Annotated in this window: 13 protein-coding genes; 8 read left to right on the forward strand and 5 right to left on the reverse strand. The window is 58.8% G+C overall.

The window, feature by feature from the left end; translation table 11 throughout:
• Window positions 1-43 precede the first annotated feature (43 nt).
• The 3 genes from ACR0KM_RS00900 to ACR0KM_RS00910 form a co-directional block, all read right to left on the reverse strand.
• Window positions 44-1,297, reverse strand: a complete 1,254-nt coding sequence (locus ACR0KM_RS00900; protein ID WP_480857161.1) for a sarcosine oxidase subunit beta family protein — start codon at window positions 1,295-1,297, stop codon at window positions 44-46.
• Window positions 1,298-1,440: 143 nt separating this feature from the next.
• Window positions 1,441-2,310, reverse strand: a complete 870-nt coding sequence (locus ACR0KM_RS00905) for a hypothetical protein (RefSeq protein ID WP_480857159.1) — start codon at window positions 2,308-2,310, stop codon at window positions 1,441-1,443.
• A 120-nt stretch (window positions 2,311-2,430) separates the two neighbouring features.
• Complete coding sequence (locus ACR0KM_RS00910) at window positions 2,431-3,861, reverse strand: Glu/Leu/Phe/Val family dehydrogenase (RefSeq protein WP_480857157.1); 1,431 nt, start codon at window positions 3,859-3,861, stop codon at window positions 2,431-2,433.
• A gap of 330 nt (window positions 3,862-4,191) precedes the next feature.
• On the opposite strand from ACR0KM_RS00910, the gene ACR0KM_RS00915 reads away from it, so the two are divergent.
• The 3 genes from ACR0KM_RS00915 (at window position 4,192) to ACR0KM_RS00925 (ending at window position 7,052) form a co-directional block, all read left to right on the forward strand.
• A complete protein-coding gene (locus tag ACR0KM_RS00915; protein ID WP_480819554.1) occupies window positions 4,192-5,892 on the forward strand; it encodes a pilus assembly protein TadG-related protein in 1,701 nt (566 codons plus the stop codon).
• Complete coding sequence (locus ACR0KM_RS00920; protein WP_480819553.1) at window positions 5,889-6,422, forward strand: TadE/TadG family type IV pilus assembly protein; 534 nt, start codon at window positions 5,889-5,891, stop codon at window positions 6,420-6,422. The genes ACR0KM_RS00915 and ACR0KM_RS00920 overlap by 4 nt, the downstream gene beginning before the upstream one ends.
• Before the next feature lie 72 nt (window positions 6,423-6,494).
• Complete coding sequence (locus tag ACR0KM_RS00925) at window positions 6,495-7,052, forward strand: hypothetical protein (protein ID WP_480819552.1); 558 nt, start codon at window positions 6,495-6,497, stop codon at window positions 7,050-7,052.
• Here ACR0KM_RS00925 and ACR0KM_RS00930 read toward each other — a convergent pair.
• Entirely contained in the window at window positions 7,049-7,528 is a 480-nt protein-coding gene (locus tag ACR0KM_RS00930; RefSeq protein WP_480857155.1) for a hypothetical protein, read from the reverse strand. The two genes, ACR0KM_RS00925 and ACR0KM_RS00930, sit on opposite strands and share 4 nt — an antisense overlap.
• 160 nt (window positions 7,529-7,688) lie before the next feature.
• Here ACR0KM_RS00930 and ACR0KM_RS00935 point away from each other — a divergent pair, with 160 nt between their 5' ends.
• Window positions 7,689-8,600 carry a pirin family protein gene (locus tag ACR0KM_RS00935; RefSeq protein ID WP_480819550.1) on the forward strand — a complete coding sequence of 304 codons (912 nt, stop codon included), beginning with the start codon at window positions 7,689-7,691 and terminating at the stop codon, window positions 8,598-8,600.
• Between the two features lie 2 nt (window positions 8,601-8,602).
• Here the strand turns inward: ACR0KM_RS00935 and ACR0KM_RS00940 are convergent, their stop codons facing one another.
• Window positions 8,603-9,190 carry a TetR/AcrR family transcriptional regulator gene (locus ACR0KM_RS00940; protein WP_480857154.1) on the reverse strand — a complete coding sequence of 196 codons (588 nt, stop codon included), beginning with the start codon at window positions 9,188-9,190 and terminating at the stop codon, window positions 8,603-8,605.
• A 100-nt stretch (window positions 9,191-9,290) separates the two neighbouring features.
• On the opposite strand from ACR0KM_RS00940, the gene ACR0KM_RS00945 reads away from it, so the two are divergent.
• From ACR0KM_RS00945 to recJ, 4 genes are all read left to right on the forward strand, one after another.
• A complete protein-coding gene (locus tag ACR0KM_RS00945; RefSeq protein WP_480857152.1) occupies window positions 9,291-9,539 on the forward strand; it encodes a hypothetical protein in 249 nt (82 codons plus the stop codon).
• Window positions 9,540-9,646: 107 nt separating this feature from the next.
• Complete coding sequence (locus ACR0KM_RS00950) at window positions 9,647-10,933, forward strand: homoserine dehydrogenase (RefSeq protein ID WP_480857151.1); 1,287 nt, start codon at window positions 9,647-9,649, stop codon at window positions 10,931-10,933.
• A 69-nt stretch (window positions 10,934-11,002) separates the two neighbouring features.
• Entirely contained in the window at window positions 11,003-11,986 is a 984-nt protein-coding gene (glpX, locus tag ACR0KM_RS00955) for a class II fructose-bisphosphatase (protein ID WP_480857149.1), read from the forward strand.
• A gap of 91 nt (window positions 11,987-12,077) precedes the next feature.
• Window positions 12,078-13,820, forward strand: a complete 1,743-nt coding sequence (gene recJ, locus ACR0KM_RS00960; protein WP_480857146.1) for a single-stranded-DNA-specific exonuclease RecJ — start codon at window positions 12,078-12,080, stop codon at window positions 13,818-13,820.
• The last annotated feature ends 80 nt before the right edge of the window (window positions 13,821-13,900 follow it).

Genomic DNA, 13,900 nt, shown 5'->3' on the forward strand with positions numbered 1-13,900 from the left:
TGCTTCATCTTTTCAAAAATACTCAAATCCAACATCGCCACCCTCAATGCAGATTGTGTTGAGAGCCCTTGCCCTCTTCATCAATAATCCTCCGCCCGGTGCGGAACCGATCCAGCCGGAACCCGGTCGCGTTCTCATGATAGCGATCCGTCGCGATCAGATGGGCAAACACATTGCCCGAGCCCGGCACGGCCTTGAATCCCCCATAATTCCAGCCGCAGTTCAGATAGAGCCCGTCGATATCCGTGCGATCAATGATCGGAGAGCCATCCGGCGACATATCCATGATCCCGCCCCAGGATCGCAGCACCCGCGCCTTGCCGATCATCGGCATCAGGGCGACCCCGGCCTCCATCACGCTTTCCACCGTGGGCAGGTTCCCCCGGGCCGCGTAAGATGCATAAAAATCCAGATCGCCGCCGAAAACCAAACCGCCTTTGTCCGACTGGCTAATATAGAAATGCCCCATTCCAAAGGTCACGACGTGATCGATGCAAGGCTTCAGCCCTTCGGTCACAAAAGCCTGCAGAACATGGCTTTCAATTGGCAGGCGCATCTCGGCCATCGCCGCGACCTGACCCGACCGGCCAGCAACCACCACGGCCACTTTCTTGGCCCGGATCGCACCACGCGTGGTCTGAACGCCGCGCACGGCACCATTCTCGATATCTATCCCGGTCACTTCGCAATTCTGGATCAGGTCCACCCCGCGCTGATCCGCGCCGCGCGCATAACCCCATGCCACCGCATCATGCCGCGCCGTGCCGCCACGCGGATGGTACAACCCGCCATATAGCGGAAACCGCAGATCGTCGTAATTCAGATAAGGCAACATCTCACGCAACTGATCACGGCTCAGCAGGATGGCGTCATCGCCCTGGCTGATCATCATATTGCCCCGCCGCGCCGCCGCGTCCCGCTGCCCGTCCGAGTGGAACAGGTTGATGATCCCGCGCTGCGAGTGCATCACGTTGTAGTTCAGGTCCTGCTCAAGACCTTCCCACAGCTTCAGCGAATGCGAATAGAACTCGGAATTGCCCTGCAGAAAGTAGTTCGCGCGCACAATGGTCGTGTTGCGCCCGACATTGCCGCCGCCGATATAACCCTTCTCCAGCACGGCGACATTGGTCAGACCATGTTCTTTGGCCAGATAATACGCCGTACTCAGGCCATGACCGCCACCGCCAATAATGATGATGTCATATTCGTCCTTGGGCTGCGGATCACGCCAGTGCGGGGCCCAACCTTTGTTACCGGTCAGCCCCTCTCTGAGAATCCTAAAGCCGGAAAAACGCATTCAGACCTCCCTGCAGCCCTGAGTGGCATCAAACAAACTCTGACCAGCAGTAGCAATGTCACCAGGGCGCGCCACCGCTGTTTTCGACACCAACTTGTCCGTGGGCGACGAAACATGAGCGGAATGCGAATTTTCAATACAGGTCAGAAGCGCAACTGAAAAGCAACGCCCGCGATCGGCGCTGTGTCATAGTCCTGCTGACTGATCTCGCGACCATTTTCATCTTCCAGGGTCAGTTCGCCGCCAAACTCTGCACCGGCGAATGCCGTCAGCGCTACGCCCGGGTTCGGGGCATATCGAACGGACAACACGACCGGAAAACTGCGGTCCTCGCCGACACCACCCGGTGCAATTCCGTCATCGTCCAGCCGGAAACGAACACTCTCGAACCGCGCGGCCAAGCCAACCGTCAAATCGTCAGAGACCGCGCGCTCTAGGGTTAGCCCCGGCCCCTGCGTCGCGCCCAAACCCCCGCCCGTGCTCAGCTTCCAACGGTCAGCGAATTCCCAATCCACAAGCACCGCCGGAAACACCTCGGGGCCACCCGAGCCAATCTCTGAAAACACGCCAAACGCAGGACCCAGCCGTAGGTTCGGCGTCAGCTGCCAAGAAATCCCCGCAAAAGCACCATAGCTGAACCCCTCGGACGTATCGGCCCCCAGCTCATAATCCCAGCGCAGTTGCGGCGAGATGAACACGCTGGCACCATTGTCCAGAATAAGGCGCATCGGCGCGGTGACCCGGATGTCGCGAATATCCTCCCACGGCGCGTTTTCGGAACGCTGAAAGTCGTATGAGAACAACCCATAGCTGACGAGGACACCGGCAAAGGACCCATCGTCGAAGCGGTTGATCGCGCCCCCACGCAGGAACGCGCGATTGGCGCTGAAATCTCCGCCGTCATCCAAATCGGCCTTGCCCTGATAGACCGCCAGGCCTTCAACACTGCCCCCCCAGCCTGACGGAGCCTGCGCCATCGCGCTTGGTGCGCTGAGCGACAGCGATGCTGCCAAGAAAACTGTTCTGATGGAAAATTCCAATGGCTCCGCTCCTCTCGACACCTTGTATGTATACGATGGGCGGCTGCAACCGGACCAATGAAATTGGTCCGGTTTCTGTCTGGGTCTGTCGCGTCAAAGCCCCTTGGCGCGATAGCTTTTTGAGACGCGGTCGATCGCGACGATATAAGCTGCTGTGCGCAGGTCCTCGACATCAGAACGACTGTGCCAGACCTCTCGCATGGCCTGATAAGCAATCCGCATCGTGTCATCGAGGCCCGAGCGGACCAGTTCCAACTCATCGGCACCCTTGAGATACTTCGCCTTAAAGTCCGGCGACATTGACCAAGCATCGCCCAGATAACGGTCCAACCGCTCCAGTTCGCTGACAATCAACTCGTGGCGCGATTCCTCCTGACGGCGCTGCATGCGGCCAAAACGGATATGGCTCAGGTTCTTGACCCATTCGAAATAGGACACCGTCACACCGCCAGCGTTGGCATACATATCGGGGATGATCACCGTGCCCTTCTTGCGCAGGACTTCATCCGCGCCCGCGGTCACCGGACCATTCGCCGCCTCGATAATCAGAGGCGCCTTGATACGGTCGGCATTCGACAGGTTGATGACCCCTTCCAGGGCCGCCGGGATGAGAATATCGCAGTCTTCTTCAAGAACCGCAGATCCTTCAGCCGAGTGATTTGCGTCAGGATAGTCTTTTACACCTCCGTGCTTGACGATCCACTGTCGTACCGCCTCGACATCGATCCCCTCGGGGTTGAAAAGCGCACCGTCCCACTCGATGACACCGATGACGCGCGCGCCATCCTCTTCGCTGAGGAACTTGGCCGCGTGGTAGCCCACATTCCCAAGCCCCTGAACGATCACGCGCTTGCCGTCCAGCTTACCCGAAAGACCTGCCTTCGCGATGTCCTCGGGGTGGCGGAAGAATTCACGCAGCGCGTATTGAACGCCACGTCCGGTCGCTTCGACACGACCTGAGATGCCTCCGGCATTCAGCGGCTTGCCAGTCACACAGGCGCGCGCGTTGATGTCTGTTGTGTTCATCCGCGCGTATTGATCAGCCATCCAGGCCATCTCGCGCTCACCCGTACCCATATCGGGGGCGGGCACGTTCTGCGAAGGATTGATCAGGTCGCGTTTGGCCAGTTCATAGGCGAAACGGCGGGTGATCTGCTCAAGCTCGTGCTCTTCGTACAGACGTGGGTCGATGCACAACCCCCCCTTCGAGCCACCGAACGGAGTTTCAACCAGGGCGCATTTATAAGTCATCAGTGCTGCAAGCGCCTCGACCTCGTCCTGATTTACCGCAAGCGCATAGCGGATACCGCCTTTCACAGGCTCCATATGCTCTGAATGCACCGAACGGTATCCGGTGAATGTCTGAATTTTGCCGCGGAGGCGCACGCCGAAGCGCACGGTATATGTGGCGTTGCAAACCCGTATCTTTTCTTCGAGCCCGGGCGGCAGGTCCATCAAGGATGCCGCCCTGTTGAACATCAGATCTACACTTTCGCGAAAGCTGGGTTCATTGATTGCCGTCATGTAATCCTCCGTACCGGTAAATGACGAATGTCATGACGTTTTGTCGCACCACTGCGCTCGGGCTGCAATCACCAACTGCATATTTTTTGATCAATTTGAGAACTCAGCTTGCCGTCGCGCGCCTGAGTCGCGTCGCAAATGGTGGGCTCAGACAATTGTTCACGGCAGGACGACAGAGCGACACCGGAGCGCGGGATTATCTTCGGAATTACCGCAAACCAGCCTAAACTAAGCCTTTTTCGCCCAATTCCCGCCACGTTTGGAAATTAACGTAATACAGTAAATTTTTCCTTGGGGGCTTTATCGGCCTGCTCAGCGGAGTCACCAAATATGAAGAGTAACTTACCCAGTCTTGGTTCTATCAAGCCAAACAACAAATTTGATACAGTCCGTCAATTCCCCAAAAATGAGGAGGGTTCGTTCACCATCCTCACGGTCTTTCTTTTCCTGCTCATGATTGCGACGACGGGGATTGGCGTCGATATGATGAATTACGAGCGTGATCGCGCGGCCCTTCAGTCGACGCTTGATCGCGCGGTTCTTGCTGCCGCAGATCTCGACCAAAAAGAGCCACCGAAAGCGGTTGTAGAAGCCTATCTCGACAAAGCCGGTCTTGGCGACAAGCTGAAAGATGTGACCGTTGTCGAGGGCTTCGGCTCACGGAAGGTCTCGGCCACAGCAGAAACGATCGTCAATACGCACTTTATGCGCCTGTCTGGCGTCGAAACCATGATCGCGCCGGCCGCAAGCACGGCTGAGGAGTCAATCGGCGCGGTGGAAATCTCGCTCGTTCTGGACATCTCGGGGTCGATGAGTGAACGGTCTGCCGATCCGCTCTATTCAAAAATGGCAGTTTTGCGGGATTCGGCGACGGAATTCGTTAATCTGATGCTGGACAAGCCTGGCGAGAGCGAGATTTCGATTTCGATCGTCCCCTACGCCACCCAGGTCAACGCGGGCGAAGATCTCCTGGACAAGTTCACGAATGTCACTCAAGAGCACGATTATTCGCATTGCGTGAACTTTATTCCCGAACAATATAGCGACTCGGACCTGCATCGCGGTGACACACTTGAACGCACCGCGCATTTTGATCCGTTCACCTACTCAGAGAATGGAATCCGAATTCCGGTCTGTCCTGTTCGCGCTGGCAGTGCCATTACTGCTGTGACCAACAACCGTGACAAACTGCTGAAGCACATCAGCCAGCTGACGCCAAATGGGAACACGTCGATCGATATCGGTATGAAATGGGGTGTCGCTCTTCTGGACCCCAGCATGCGTGGCATCGTGAATGATCTGTCGAAACAGACGGATCCGGACCCGCAGTTCTCGTCATCAACCATCGTTCCAGCGAATTTCAGCCAACGTCCTACGGACTACAATACGGATGTGCTGAAGGTCGTTATCGTCATGACCGACGGGAAGAACACCGATCAATACATGCTGAATCCGTCGCTTCGCGAAGGATACTCGGATGTGTGGTATAATCCCGACTCTGGAAACCTGACCAGTTGGATCGATTATGGCCGCCGTACACGTCATAATGTAGAGGGCGACTATACAATCTTTCACTCGCAAGGTAAGCCGAACTACTTCTGGCCTCAGCGCAATCAGTGGGCTGATCATCCATACGGCAACCCGGAACCCGAAACCGCCAAGAACAACGAACCTGGTGATGCTGTACGCCTGACGTATCCGGAATTGTTCAACCGCGTTTCGCTGGCCTGGAATGCTGAATACAATTTCTACTGGCAGTCCAGTGCTTGGGCCGAGTGGTATTCAAAAGCTTTCTCAAAAGTTGAAACCTCGGCCAAGAACCAGCGTACGAAGCACGTGTGCAACGCCGCGAAAGACGAAGGTATCATTATCTACGGTATCGCATTCGAAGCTCCTCGGAGCGGGTATCGCCTGCTTCAGGATTGCGCCAGCTCTGAGTCAAGTCACGTCTACAATGTAAAAGGGCTGGATCTTGAAAGCGCCTTTGAGTCGATCGCGTCGTCAATCCGCAAACTGAGGCTGACACAATGATGGGTAAGTTTTCCTCATTCGCGCGGCGGTTTCGCAAGGCGGAGAATGGCAATGCTACAATTGAATTTGCCATCATATTTCCTGCTTTCATGCTCTTCACTCTATCTGCCGCGGAGCTGACAATCATAACAGCTCAGCAGACCATGCTTGAGAGAGCCGTAGACATGACGGTGCGAGACATTCGTTTGGGTACAGGGACAACCCTTGAGCATGACGACATCAAAGACGTCATCTGTGAACGCACTGCTTTCATCAAAAATTGTTCAAATAACCTGCGGCTTGAGATGATTCAGCAGAGTGCATTCGAAGGAATCGTCCTTGAAGAAGAACCAGATTGCACGGACAACTCGGAAGAGGTGAAACCGGTCAGAAACTTCATCAATGGGCAATCGAATGAGCTCATGATCCTGCGTGCCTGCGCTCGTATTGATCCAATCTTCCCGACGTCGAAGATGGCAGAAGGAATATCCGACAAGTCTGGCCAATACTCTCTTACCGCGACAACCGCGTTTGTTCAGGAGCCGATTTAAGCGATGTTACAACTAGCAAAACTCTCAAAGTATCTGAAAGTCCTGACGCGCAAAGAATCCGGCTCCATGACTTTGGATGCCGTCCTGATGTTCCCACTGCTTTTGTTCACCGCCACTGGGACATATACGTGGTTCGACGGTTTTCGGCAAAGCGCGTCCAACTTGAAGGCCGCTTACACCGTAAGCGACCTCATCTCACGCGAGACTGGGACAATCAATGACACTTACATCAATTCACTGCACCAATTGATGAAGCGCATGATCAACAATGGGTCTCCTTTGTCGATGCGCGTGTCGCTGTTGGTCTTTGACGAGGAAAAAGATCGCCATCTCGTTCAATGGTCGACAGCGCGTGGGTATCAGTTCATATGGACAAACGACAACGTTGAACATCTTCGCACTTCTCTGCCTCCGATGCCCAATCAAGACACTCTGATCCTTGTTGAGACATCAAACAAGTATCAGCCGATTTTTAACGAAAACATCGTCAAGGATATCTCGTTCGACAATTTCGTTTTCACCCGGCCCCGCTTCACAAACAAGATCGGTGCAGAGTTTGAAACCCTGATCATTGATCTGGAAGATGTCGGCAACGATATTGACGATGCTGAGGAGTCTGGCTCGATCTAAGCGCCTGAACCGCGCTCGGCCAGCATCGCCGATAGCATTTCGGACATGAACTTGGCTTCGGCGGCCGCTGTCATGCCGCCGATGCCGACACGCCGACCCAAGCGCCACCAGAGGCCCGGTGCCCAGCCATTGGGTGCCGGCGCAACGGTTTTGATCAGGAAGCCGTTCGACGGCTTGAACGCAAAGATACCCCGGTCAATCGCTTCTATCTCATCGACGGTGCAGATGACCTGCCCTGACCCGGTGCGCAACGTCGATCGTGTCAACTCGATCGTATCTGCGGTCGCGCGCCACATGCGCTGAGACAGCCAGAAAGATGCAGCACCGATAACCAGCAGAAACACCTGCCACCCCAGCTGAGGCGGGCTCGCCAGCGCGACATAAATCACCAGCGCGCCGACCGTTGTCAGCATCCCCACCCCCATCCAGCGGCGCGGGGCTGAGGCCGCGACAGTGGCCAGAACATCTTCTTGCATGTGTCTCTCCTGCTTTGCCGCCTGCTTTAGCGGCTTTGCCGCGCAAAGGACAGAGCCCCCGGATGGATCTGAGCACCCCTGCACAGACTGCGTGTTTCTGCGCGAATTGATTGCACTGACATGCGGCTTAGATTTGCAGCCAACGATGATGGAGGCTTGGATGTCGCTCAGACCTACTCTGGAAACCCGCAAAGCCGTGCCGACGATGGAGGGCGCGGGTGTCAAACTGCACCGGGCCTTTGGGTTTCAGGACCCGTCGGAGCTGGACCCTTTCCTGCTGTTTGACGACTTCCGGAACGAACACCCGCAGGACTACATGGCCGGTTTCCCGTGGCATCCGCATCGCGGAATCGAGACGATTACTTATGTTCTGTCGGGAACAGTCGATCACAGCGACTCGCTGGGCAACAGCGGGACGCTTGGGGCCGGAGATGTGCAATGGATGACCGCAGGCTCGGGCATTCTGCATCAGGAGATGCCGAAGGGTACCGCCAGCGGTCAGATGCATGGGTTCCAACTCTGGGGCAACTTGCCTTCGGATCAGAAGATGACTGCGCCGCGCTATCAGGATGTTCAAAGCCGGGATATCCCGGAGATCGTCGATGATGACGGAACCACGGTGCGGGTGATCGTGGGTGAATTCTGGGGGCGTACAGGCCCTGTGGATGGCATTGCAGCCGATCCGCAGTATCTGGACATCAGCATCCCGGCAGGCGTGAAAAAGACCTTTCGCATCGACACGTATCGCCGCGCGTTCGCCTATGTATTCGAAGGTCAGGCCGCCTTTGCCGATGCCTCGCAGCCCACTGGCGTTCTGCTGGAAAAAGAGGTGGCGGGGCATGAGGTCAATATCCGCGATATGTCCGGCGACCGGACGCTGATCCGCTTTGGCTCGGGAGATGAAGTGACGGTTCAGGCCGGGCCCGAGGGCGTGCGGTTTCTGCTGATCTCGGGCGCTCCGATCAATGAGCCTGTCGCATGGCACGGACCGATCGTCATGAACACGCAGGCCGAGCTGCAACAGGCGTTTCGGGAATTGCGCAATGGGACGTTCATCCGCCCGGCTCACTAGGGTCAGGCGGATACGGCCTTGCGCACCATGTCCCAATAGACCTGTTCGACCTCGTCCAGAGACAGCCGTCCGCCGCTGCGATACCACGTGATCACACCATTCAACATCGCGATGACCGCAAGCGTGGCGATTTTGGTATCGGTCACCGCGAACTGCCCGGTCTCGTGGCCACGTCGCAGAATGTTTTCGAGCGAGTCCTCGTATTGGCGGCGCAGGGCTTCAATCTCGGCGAAGTTCGGGGGCGTCAGATTGCGCAGCTCCATATATGCGATGAAGACCTCATCCGGTCGCTCCAGATGAAAGCGGATGTGGAAGCCGACGAACTGGCGCAGGGCGTCTTTTGGATCGTCAAACCGGGTGAGATCGCTATACGCAGCCGATAGGTCCTGCATATGGGTACGCATCAGATCGTAAAGCAGGCTCTGCTTGTCGGGGGTGTAATTATAAAGCGCACCCGCCTGCACCCCGACCGCCCCCGCGATCTGGCGCATCGAAACCGCGGCATAGCCGTGGCGCGCAAAAAGCCCCAACGCCGCCTTGCGGATGCGCGGGCCTGTGATATCGGAATGAGAGCCTTGTGTGCGTGCCATGATCCGACCGTATCTGAACAAACGTTCAGATAGAAGCCCGCTTGAACCGCCTCGACAAAAGGTGCATCACATAGGTCACGGCGCAACCCAAAGGATCATCATGAAGCCTCTGCCACTGGTACTTTTGCTGTTCGTCGCTGCTGGCTGCGTTGATATCCCAGAGTTAAAAGACAGCGAGACCGAGGCCTTGCGCAAAGCCCCCTACCCCAAGCTGATCCCTTTGGATGCGGCTTTGGGCGCGCCCGCCGATCCGGTCAGCGAGGCTGCAGAGGTCGAAGAAGAGCTGACCGCCCGCGCTGAGGCGCTGGCAAACCGTGCCGAGGCCCTTCAAAACGCCGAGATAAACTAGCGCGCTTTGCGTTCTGACGGATTGCACCCCTGCCCCGAACCCGCTAAGGCAGCCCGCAATGGATGGCCCGCCACCGGCGGAGTTTCGAGCGGAAAGGACCCATAGGGATGACACAGGCGCTGCGGCTTGGAATTGCCGGTTTGGGAACCGTGGGTATTGGCGTGGTCAAGATCGTCCGCCGCCACGCGGAACTGCTGCAGGCCCGCACTGGGCGGCCCATCGAAATCACCGCAGTCTCGGCCCGTGATGCTGGCAAGGATCGCGGCGTGAACCTGTCGGATTATGCGTGGGAAACCGATCCGGTCGCGCTGGCCAAGCGCGACGACGTTGATGTTTTTGTAGAACTGATGGGTGGTGAAAACGGCCCCGCCAGGGCCTCGGTCGAGGCGGCGCTGGCCAGCGGTAAGGATGTGGTCACCGCCAACAAGGCACTGCTGGCCATTCACGGTCAGGAACTTGCCGAAAAGGCCGAGGCCGCTGGTCGCGTGATCCGGTTCGAGGCCGCTGTTGCCGGCGGCATCCCGGTCATCAAATCTCTGACCGAGGGGTTGGCGGGTAACGAAATCACCCGCGTCATGGGTGTGATGAACGGCACCTGCAACTACATCCTGACCCGGATGCAGTCGCAGGAACTGGGCTATAACGCGTTGTTCGAGGAATGTGCCCAGCTTGGCTACCTGGAGGCCGACCCGAATCTGGACGTGGGCGGCATTGATGCGGCGCATAAGCTGGCGCTCTTGTCCTCGATTGCCTTTGGCACCAAGCCGAATTTCGACGGGATCGAGATTGAGGGCATTCAGCAGATCAGCCTGGATGACATCCATCAGGCCGATGACATGGGCTATCGGATCAAGCTGCTCGGCGTGGCACAACGCACTGCGCGCGGTCTGGTTCAGCGGATGCAGCCCTGTCTGGTGCCCAGTGACTCGCCTTTAGGTCAGTTGGAAGGCGGCACGAATATGGTGGTGCTGGATGGCGACTCGATCGAGCAAATCGTTCTGCGCGGCCCCGGTGCCGGCGAAGGCCCCACCGCCAGTGCCGTGATGGGCGATGTCTGCGATCTGGCACGCGGGCTGCACATCCCGACCTTTGGACGCCCCGCCACCTCGCTGCAAGACGCGACGCCCGCCGTCACCGGCCTGCCTGCGCCGTATTATCTGCGGCTGGGCCTGCTGGACAAGCCGGGTGCGCTGGCCAAGGTGGCGGCCATTCTGGGTGATGCCGGTGTCTCGATCGACCGGATGCGCCAGTATGCCCACGCTGAAAGCACCGCGCCGGTTCTGATCGTCACCCACAAGACCACCCGCGCCACGCTGGGCGTCGCGCTTGAAGGCCTACGCGAGACCGATGTTATTGCGGGCGACCCCGTTGCCCTGCGCATTGAAGAGGTTTGAGCTTGCGGCCTGCATGAAACGCAAGCTATGCCGGAAGAAACGGCTTTGTTGACCTGAGGATAAGAACAAATGAGTGCTGCCAAGATCGATTTTAACGACCGCCTGCTGTCGCTGGGGCTGGCAAGGGTGGCGGAACAGGCCGCACTGGCCTCGGCCTCGCTGGTTGGGCGTGGCGACGAAAAAGCAGCCGATCAGGCTGCGGTTAACGCCATGCGCGAGCAGTTGAACCTGCTGGACATCGCGGGCGTTGTGGTCATCGGCGAAGGCGAGCGCGACGAGGCCCCCATGCTGTATATCGGCGAAGAAGTCGGCACTGGTAACGGCCCCGGCGTGGATATCGCACTGGACCCGCTGGAAGGCACCACTCTGACCGCCAAGGACATGCCCAACGCGCTGACCGTGATTGCCATGGGCCCGCGCGGCTCGATGCTGCATGCGCCGGATGTCTACATGGACAAGCTGGCGGTTGGTCCGGGTTACCCCGAGAACGTGGTCAATCTGGACATGACCCCGCGCGAACGCGTCGAGGCGCTGGCCAAGGCCAAAGGCTGCGAACCTGCCGATATCACCGTCTGCATTCTGGAACGTCCGCGCCACGAGGCGATGATCGCCGAGGTGCGCGAGACCGGTGCATCGATCCGTCTGATCACCGATGGCGACGTGGCCGGTGTCATGCACTGTGCCGAAAGCGAAGTGACCGGCATCGATATGTATATGGGTCAGGGCGGTGCACCTGAGGGTGTTCTTGCTGCAGCGGCTCTGAAATGCATGGGTGGCCAGATTTTTGGTCGGCTGTTGTTCCGCAATGACGACGAACGGGGGCGTGCTGCCAAGGCAGGTATCACCGATCTGGACCGCGTGTACGCGCGGGATGAGATGGTGACAGCCGATGTGATCTTTGCCGCCACTGGCGTGACGGGCGGGTCGCTGCTGCCGCGCATCAAGCGGGAACCGGGCTGGGTCGAGACGACGACGCTGTTGATGCGGTCCAAGACAGGCTCGGTCCGGCGCATGTCCTACCGCACGCCGATGTGGTCGCATACCGACGCATAGCGGCTTGCGCCGCTGCCTTCGACGAGAGTATTTGTGAAAAGATGAAGAGGCCGGGTCCTGATGGGTCCGGCCTTGGTGCATGAGGTGAGATGTGGCGTTTCTGGGTGTTGAGCAATCGTTGAGCGGGCGGCGCTGGGTTGGACCGGGGATCGAGGTCGAACGGGCGGCCGAGATGATGGCGCAGCAGACCGATCTGCCGCGCGCTCTGTGCCAGGTTCTGGCCCGGCGCGGGGTTCCGGCGATGGAGGCCGCGGGATTTCTGGAGCCCAAGCTGAAAGAGCTGCTGCCCGATCCCCGTGCAATGAAGGATATGGAGGTTGCTGCGGCCCGGTTTCTGGAGGCCGTGCGTAAGCGTCAGAAGATCGCGGTGTTTGCGGATTATGACGTGGATGGCGGGTCTTCGGCGGCGCTGTTGCTCGTGTGGCTGCGACAGATGGGGATTGCTGCAACGCTCTATGTGCCGGATCGGATTGATGAGGGCTATGGGCCCAACGTGCCCGCAATGCAAGAGCTGGCGGCACGCCATGATCTGATCATCTGCGTGGATTGCGGAACACTGAGCCACGAACCCATCGCTGCGGCCAAAGGCTCGGACGTAATCGTGCTTGACCACCATCTGGGCGGGGAAACCCTGCCGGATTGCGTGGCCGTGGTGAACCCGAACCGACAGGATGAAAGCGGCGATCTGGGCTATCTCTGTGCCGCTGCGGTGGTATTTCTGATGCTGGTCGAGGCCGGGCGGCAGCTGCGCGAGGCCGGGGCCAAGGGGCCGGACCTGATGGCGATGCTCGATCTGGTGGCGCTGGCCACGGTGGCCGATGTCGCGCCTTTGATCGAGGCCAACCGAGCGCTGGTTCGGCAGGGTTTGAAGGTCATGGCCCAGAGGCAAAGGCCGGGGCTGGTGGCGCTGTCGGATGTGGCGCGCATGGATACCGCCCCCAACAGCTATCATCTTGGGTTCCTGCTGGGGCCGCGCGTGAATGCAGGCGGGCGCATTGGGCAGGCCGATCTGGGCGCGCGGCTGCTGAGCACCGACTCGGCGACCGAGGCCGAAGCCTTATCCGAGCGGCTGGATGCGCTGAACGCGGAGCGGCGCGAGATCGAGAACACGGTGCGCGCAGCCGCACTAGCGCAGGCCGAGGAGCGAGGGCTGAACGCGCCGCTGGTCTGGGCGGCGGGCGACGGCTGGCATCCGGGCGTCGTGGGCATCGTTGCCTCGCGCCTGAAAGAGACCGCAAACCGCCCCGCTATCGTGATCGGGTTTGACGGGGATGAGGGCAAGGGTTCGGGCCGTTCGGTCTCGGGCGTTGATCTTGGCGCTTCGATCCAGCGGCTGGCGGCCGAGGGACTGCTGGTCAAAGGCGGCGGTCACAAGATGGCGGCGGGACTCACCGTAATGCGTGATCAATTGGAGCCCGCGATGGCGCGGCTATCGGAACTGCTTGCCAAACAGGGTGCAGGGCAAAGCGGCCCCGCCGATCTGAAACTGGACGGCGCTCTGATGTCGGGGGCAGCAACGGTTGACCTGATCGAACAGATCGAAAAGGCGGGTCCCTTCGGGGCTGGAGCCCCTGCCCCCCGCTATGCCCTGCCCGATCTGCAGGTGCGCTTTGCCAAGCGCGTCGGCGAGACCCATCTGAAGCTCTCGCTGTCGGATGGCATGTCGGGTGGGCTGGACGCCATCGCATTTGGGGCCTTCGATGGCCCGCTGGGGGATCGTTTGTCCAATCACGGCGGGGCGCGTTTCCATTTTGCGGGCCGGCTTGAGGTGAATTCCTGGGGCGGTCGGCAGAGCGTGCAGCTGCGGTTGGAGGATGCTGCAGAGGCCGTCTGATACCCGTTTCAAAGCCTTTCGGAGACGGCCAAAAAAGTTTCGTAGCCTTGCGTTTTTCGTCTTGCGGGGGGGGAAGGTAA

The organism is Ruegeria sp. G10 (genome assembly GCF_056533645.1).

Bases quoted from the DNA above. Each gene is read 5' to 3' on its own strand.
- ACR0KM_RS00920 (WP_480819553.1), top strand. From the start codon at position 5,889: ATGATGGGTAAGTTTTCCTCATTCGCGCGGCGGTTTCGCAAGGCGGAG.
- ACR0KM_RS00940 (WP_480857154.1), bottom strand. From the start codon at position 9,190: ATGGCACGCACACAAGGCTCTCATTCCGATATCACAGGCCCGCGCATC.
- ACR0KM_RS00910 (WP_480857157.1), bottom strand. From the start codon at position 3,861: ATGACGGCAATCAATGAACCCAGCTTTCGCGAAAGTGTAGATCTGATG.
- ACR0KM_RS00935 (WP_480819550.1), top strand. From the start codon at position 7,689: ATGTCGCTCAGACCTACTCTGGAAACCCGCAAAGCCGTGCCGACGATG.
- ACR0KM_RS00945 (WP_480857152.1), top strand. From the start codon at position 9,291: ATGAAGCCTCTGCCACTGGTACTTTTGCTGTTCGTCGCTGCTGGCTGC.
- ACR0KM_RS00930 (WP_480857155.1), bottom strand. From the start codon at position 7,528: ATGCAAGAAGATGTTCTGGCCACTGTCGCGGCCTCAGCCCCGCGCCGC.
- ACR0KM_RS00915 (WP_480819554.1), top strand. From the start codon at position 4,192: ATGAAGAGTAACTTACCCAGTCTTGGTTCTATCAAGCCAAACAACAAA.
- glpX (WP_480857149.1), top strand. From the start codon at position 11,003: ATGAGTGCTGCCAAGATCGATTTTAACGACCGCCTGCTGTCGCTGGGG.
- ACR0KM_RS00900 (WP_480857161.1), bottom strand. From the start codon at position 1,297: ATGCGTTTTTCCGGCTTTAGGATTCTCAGAGAGGGGCTGACCGGTAAC.
- ACR0KM_RS00950 (WP_480857151.1), top strand. From the start codon at position 9,647: ATGACACAGGCGCTGCGGCTTGGAATTGCCGGTTTGGGAACCGTGGGT.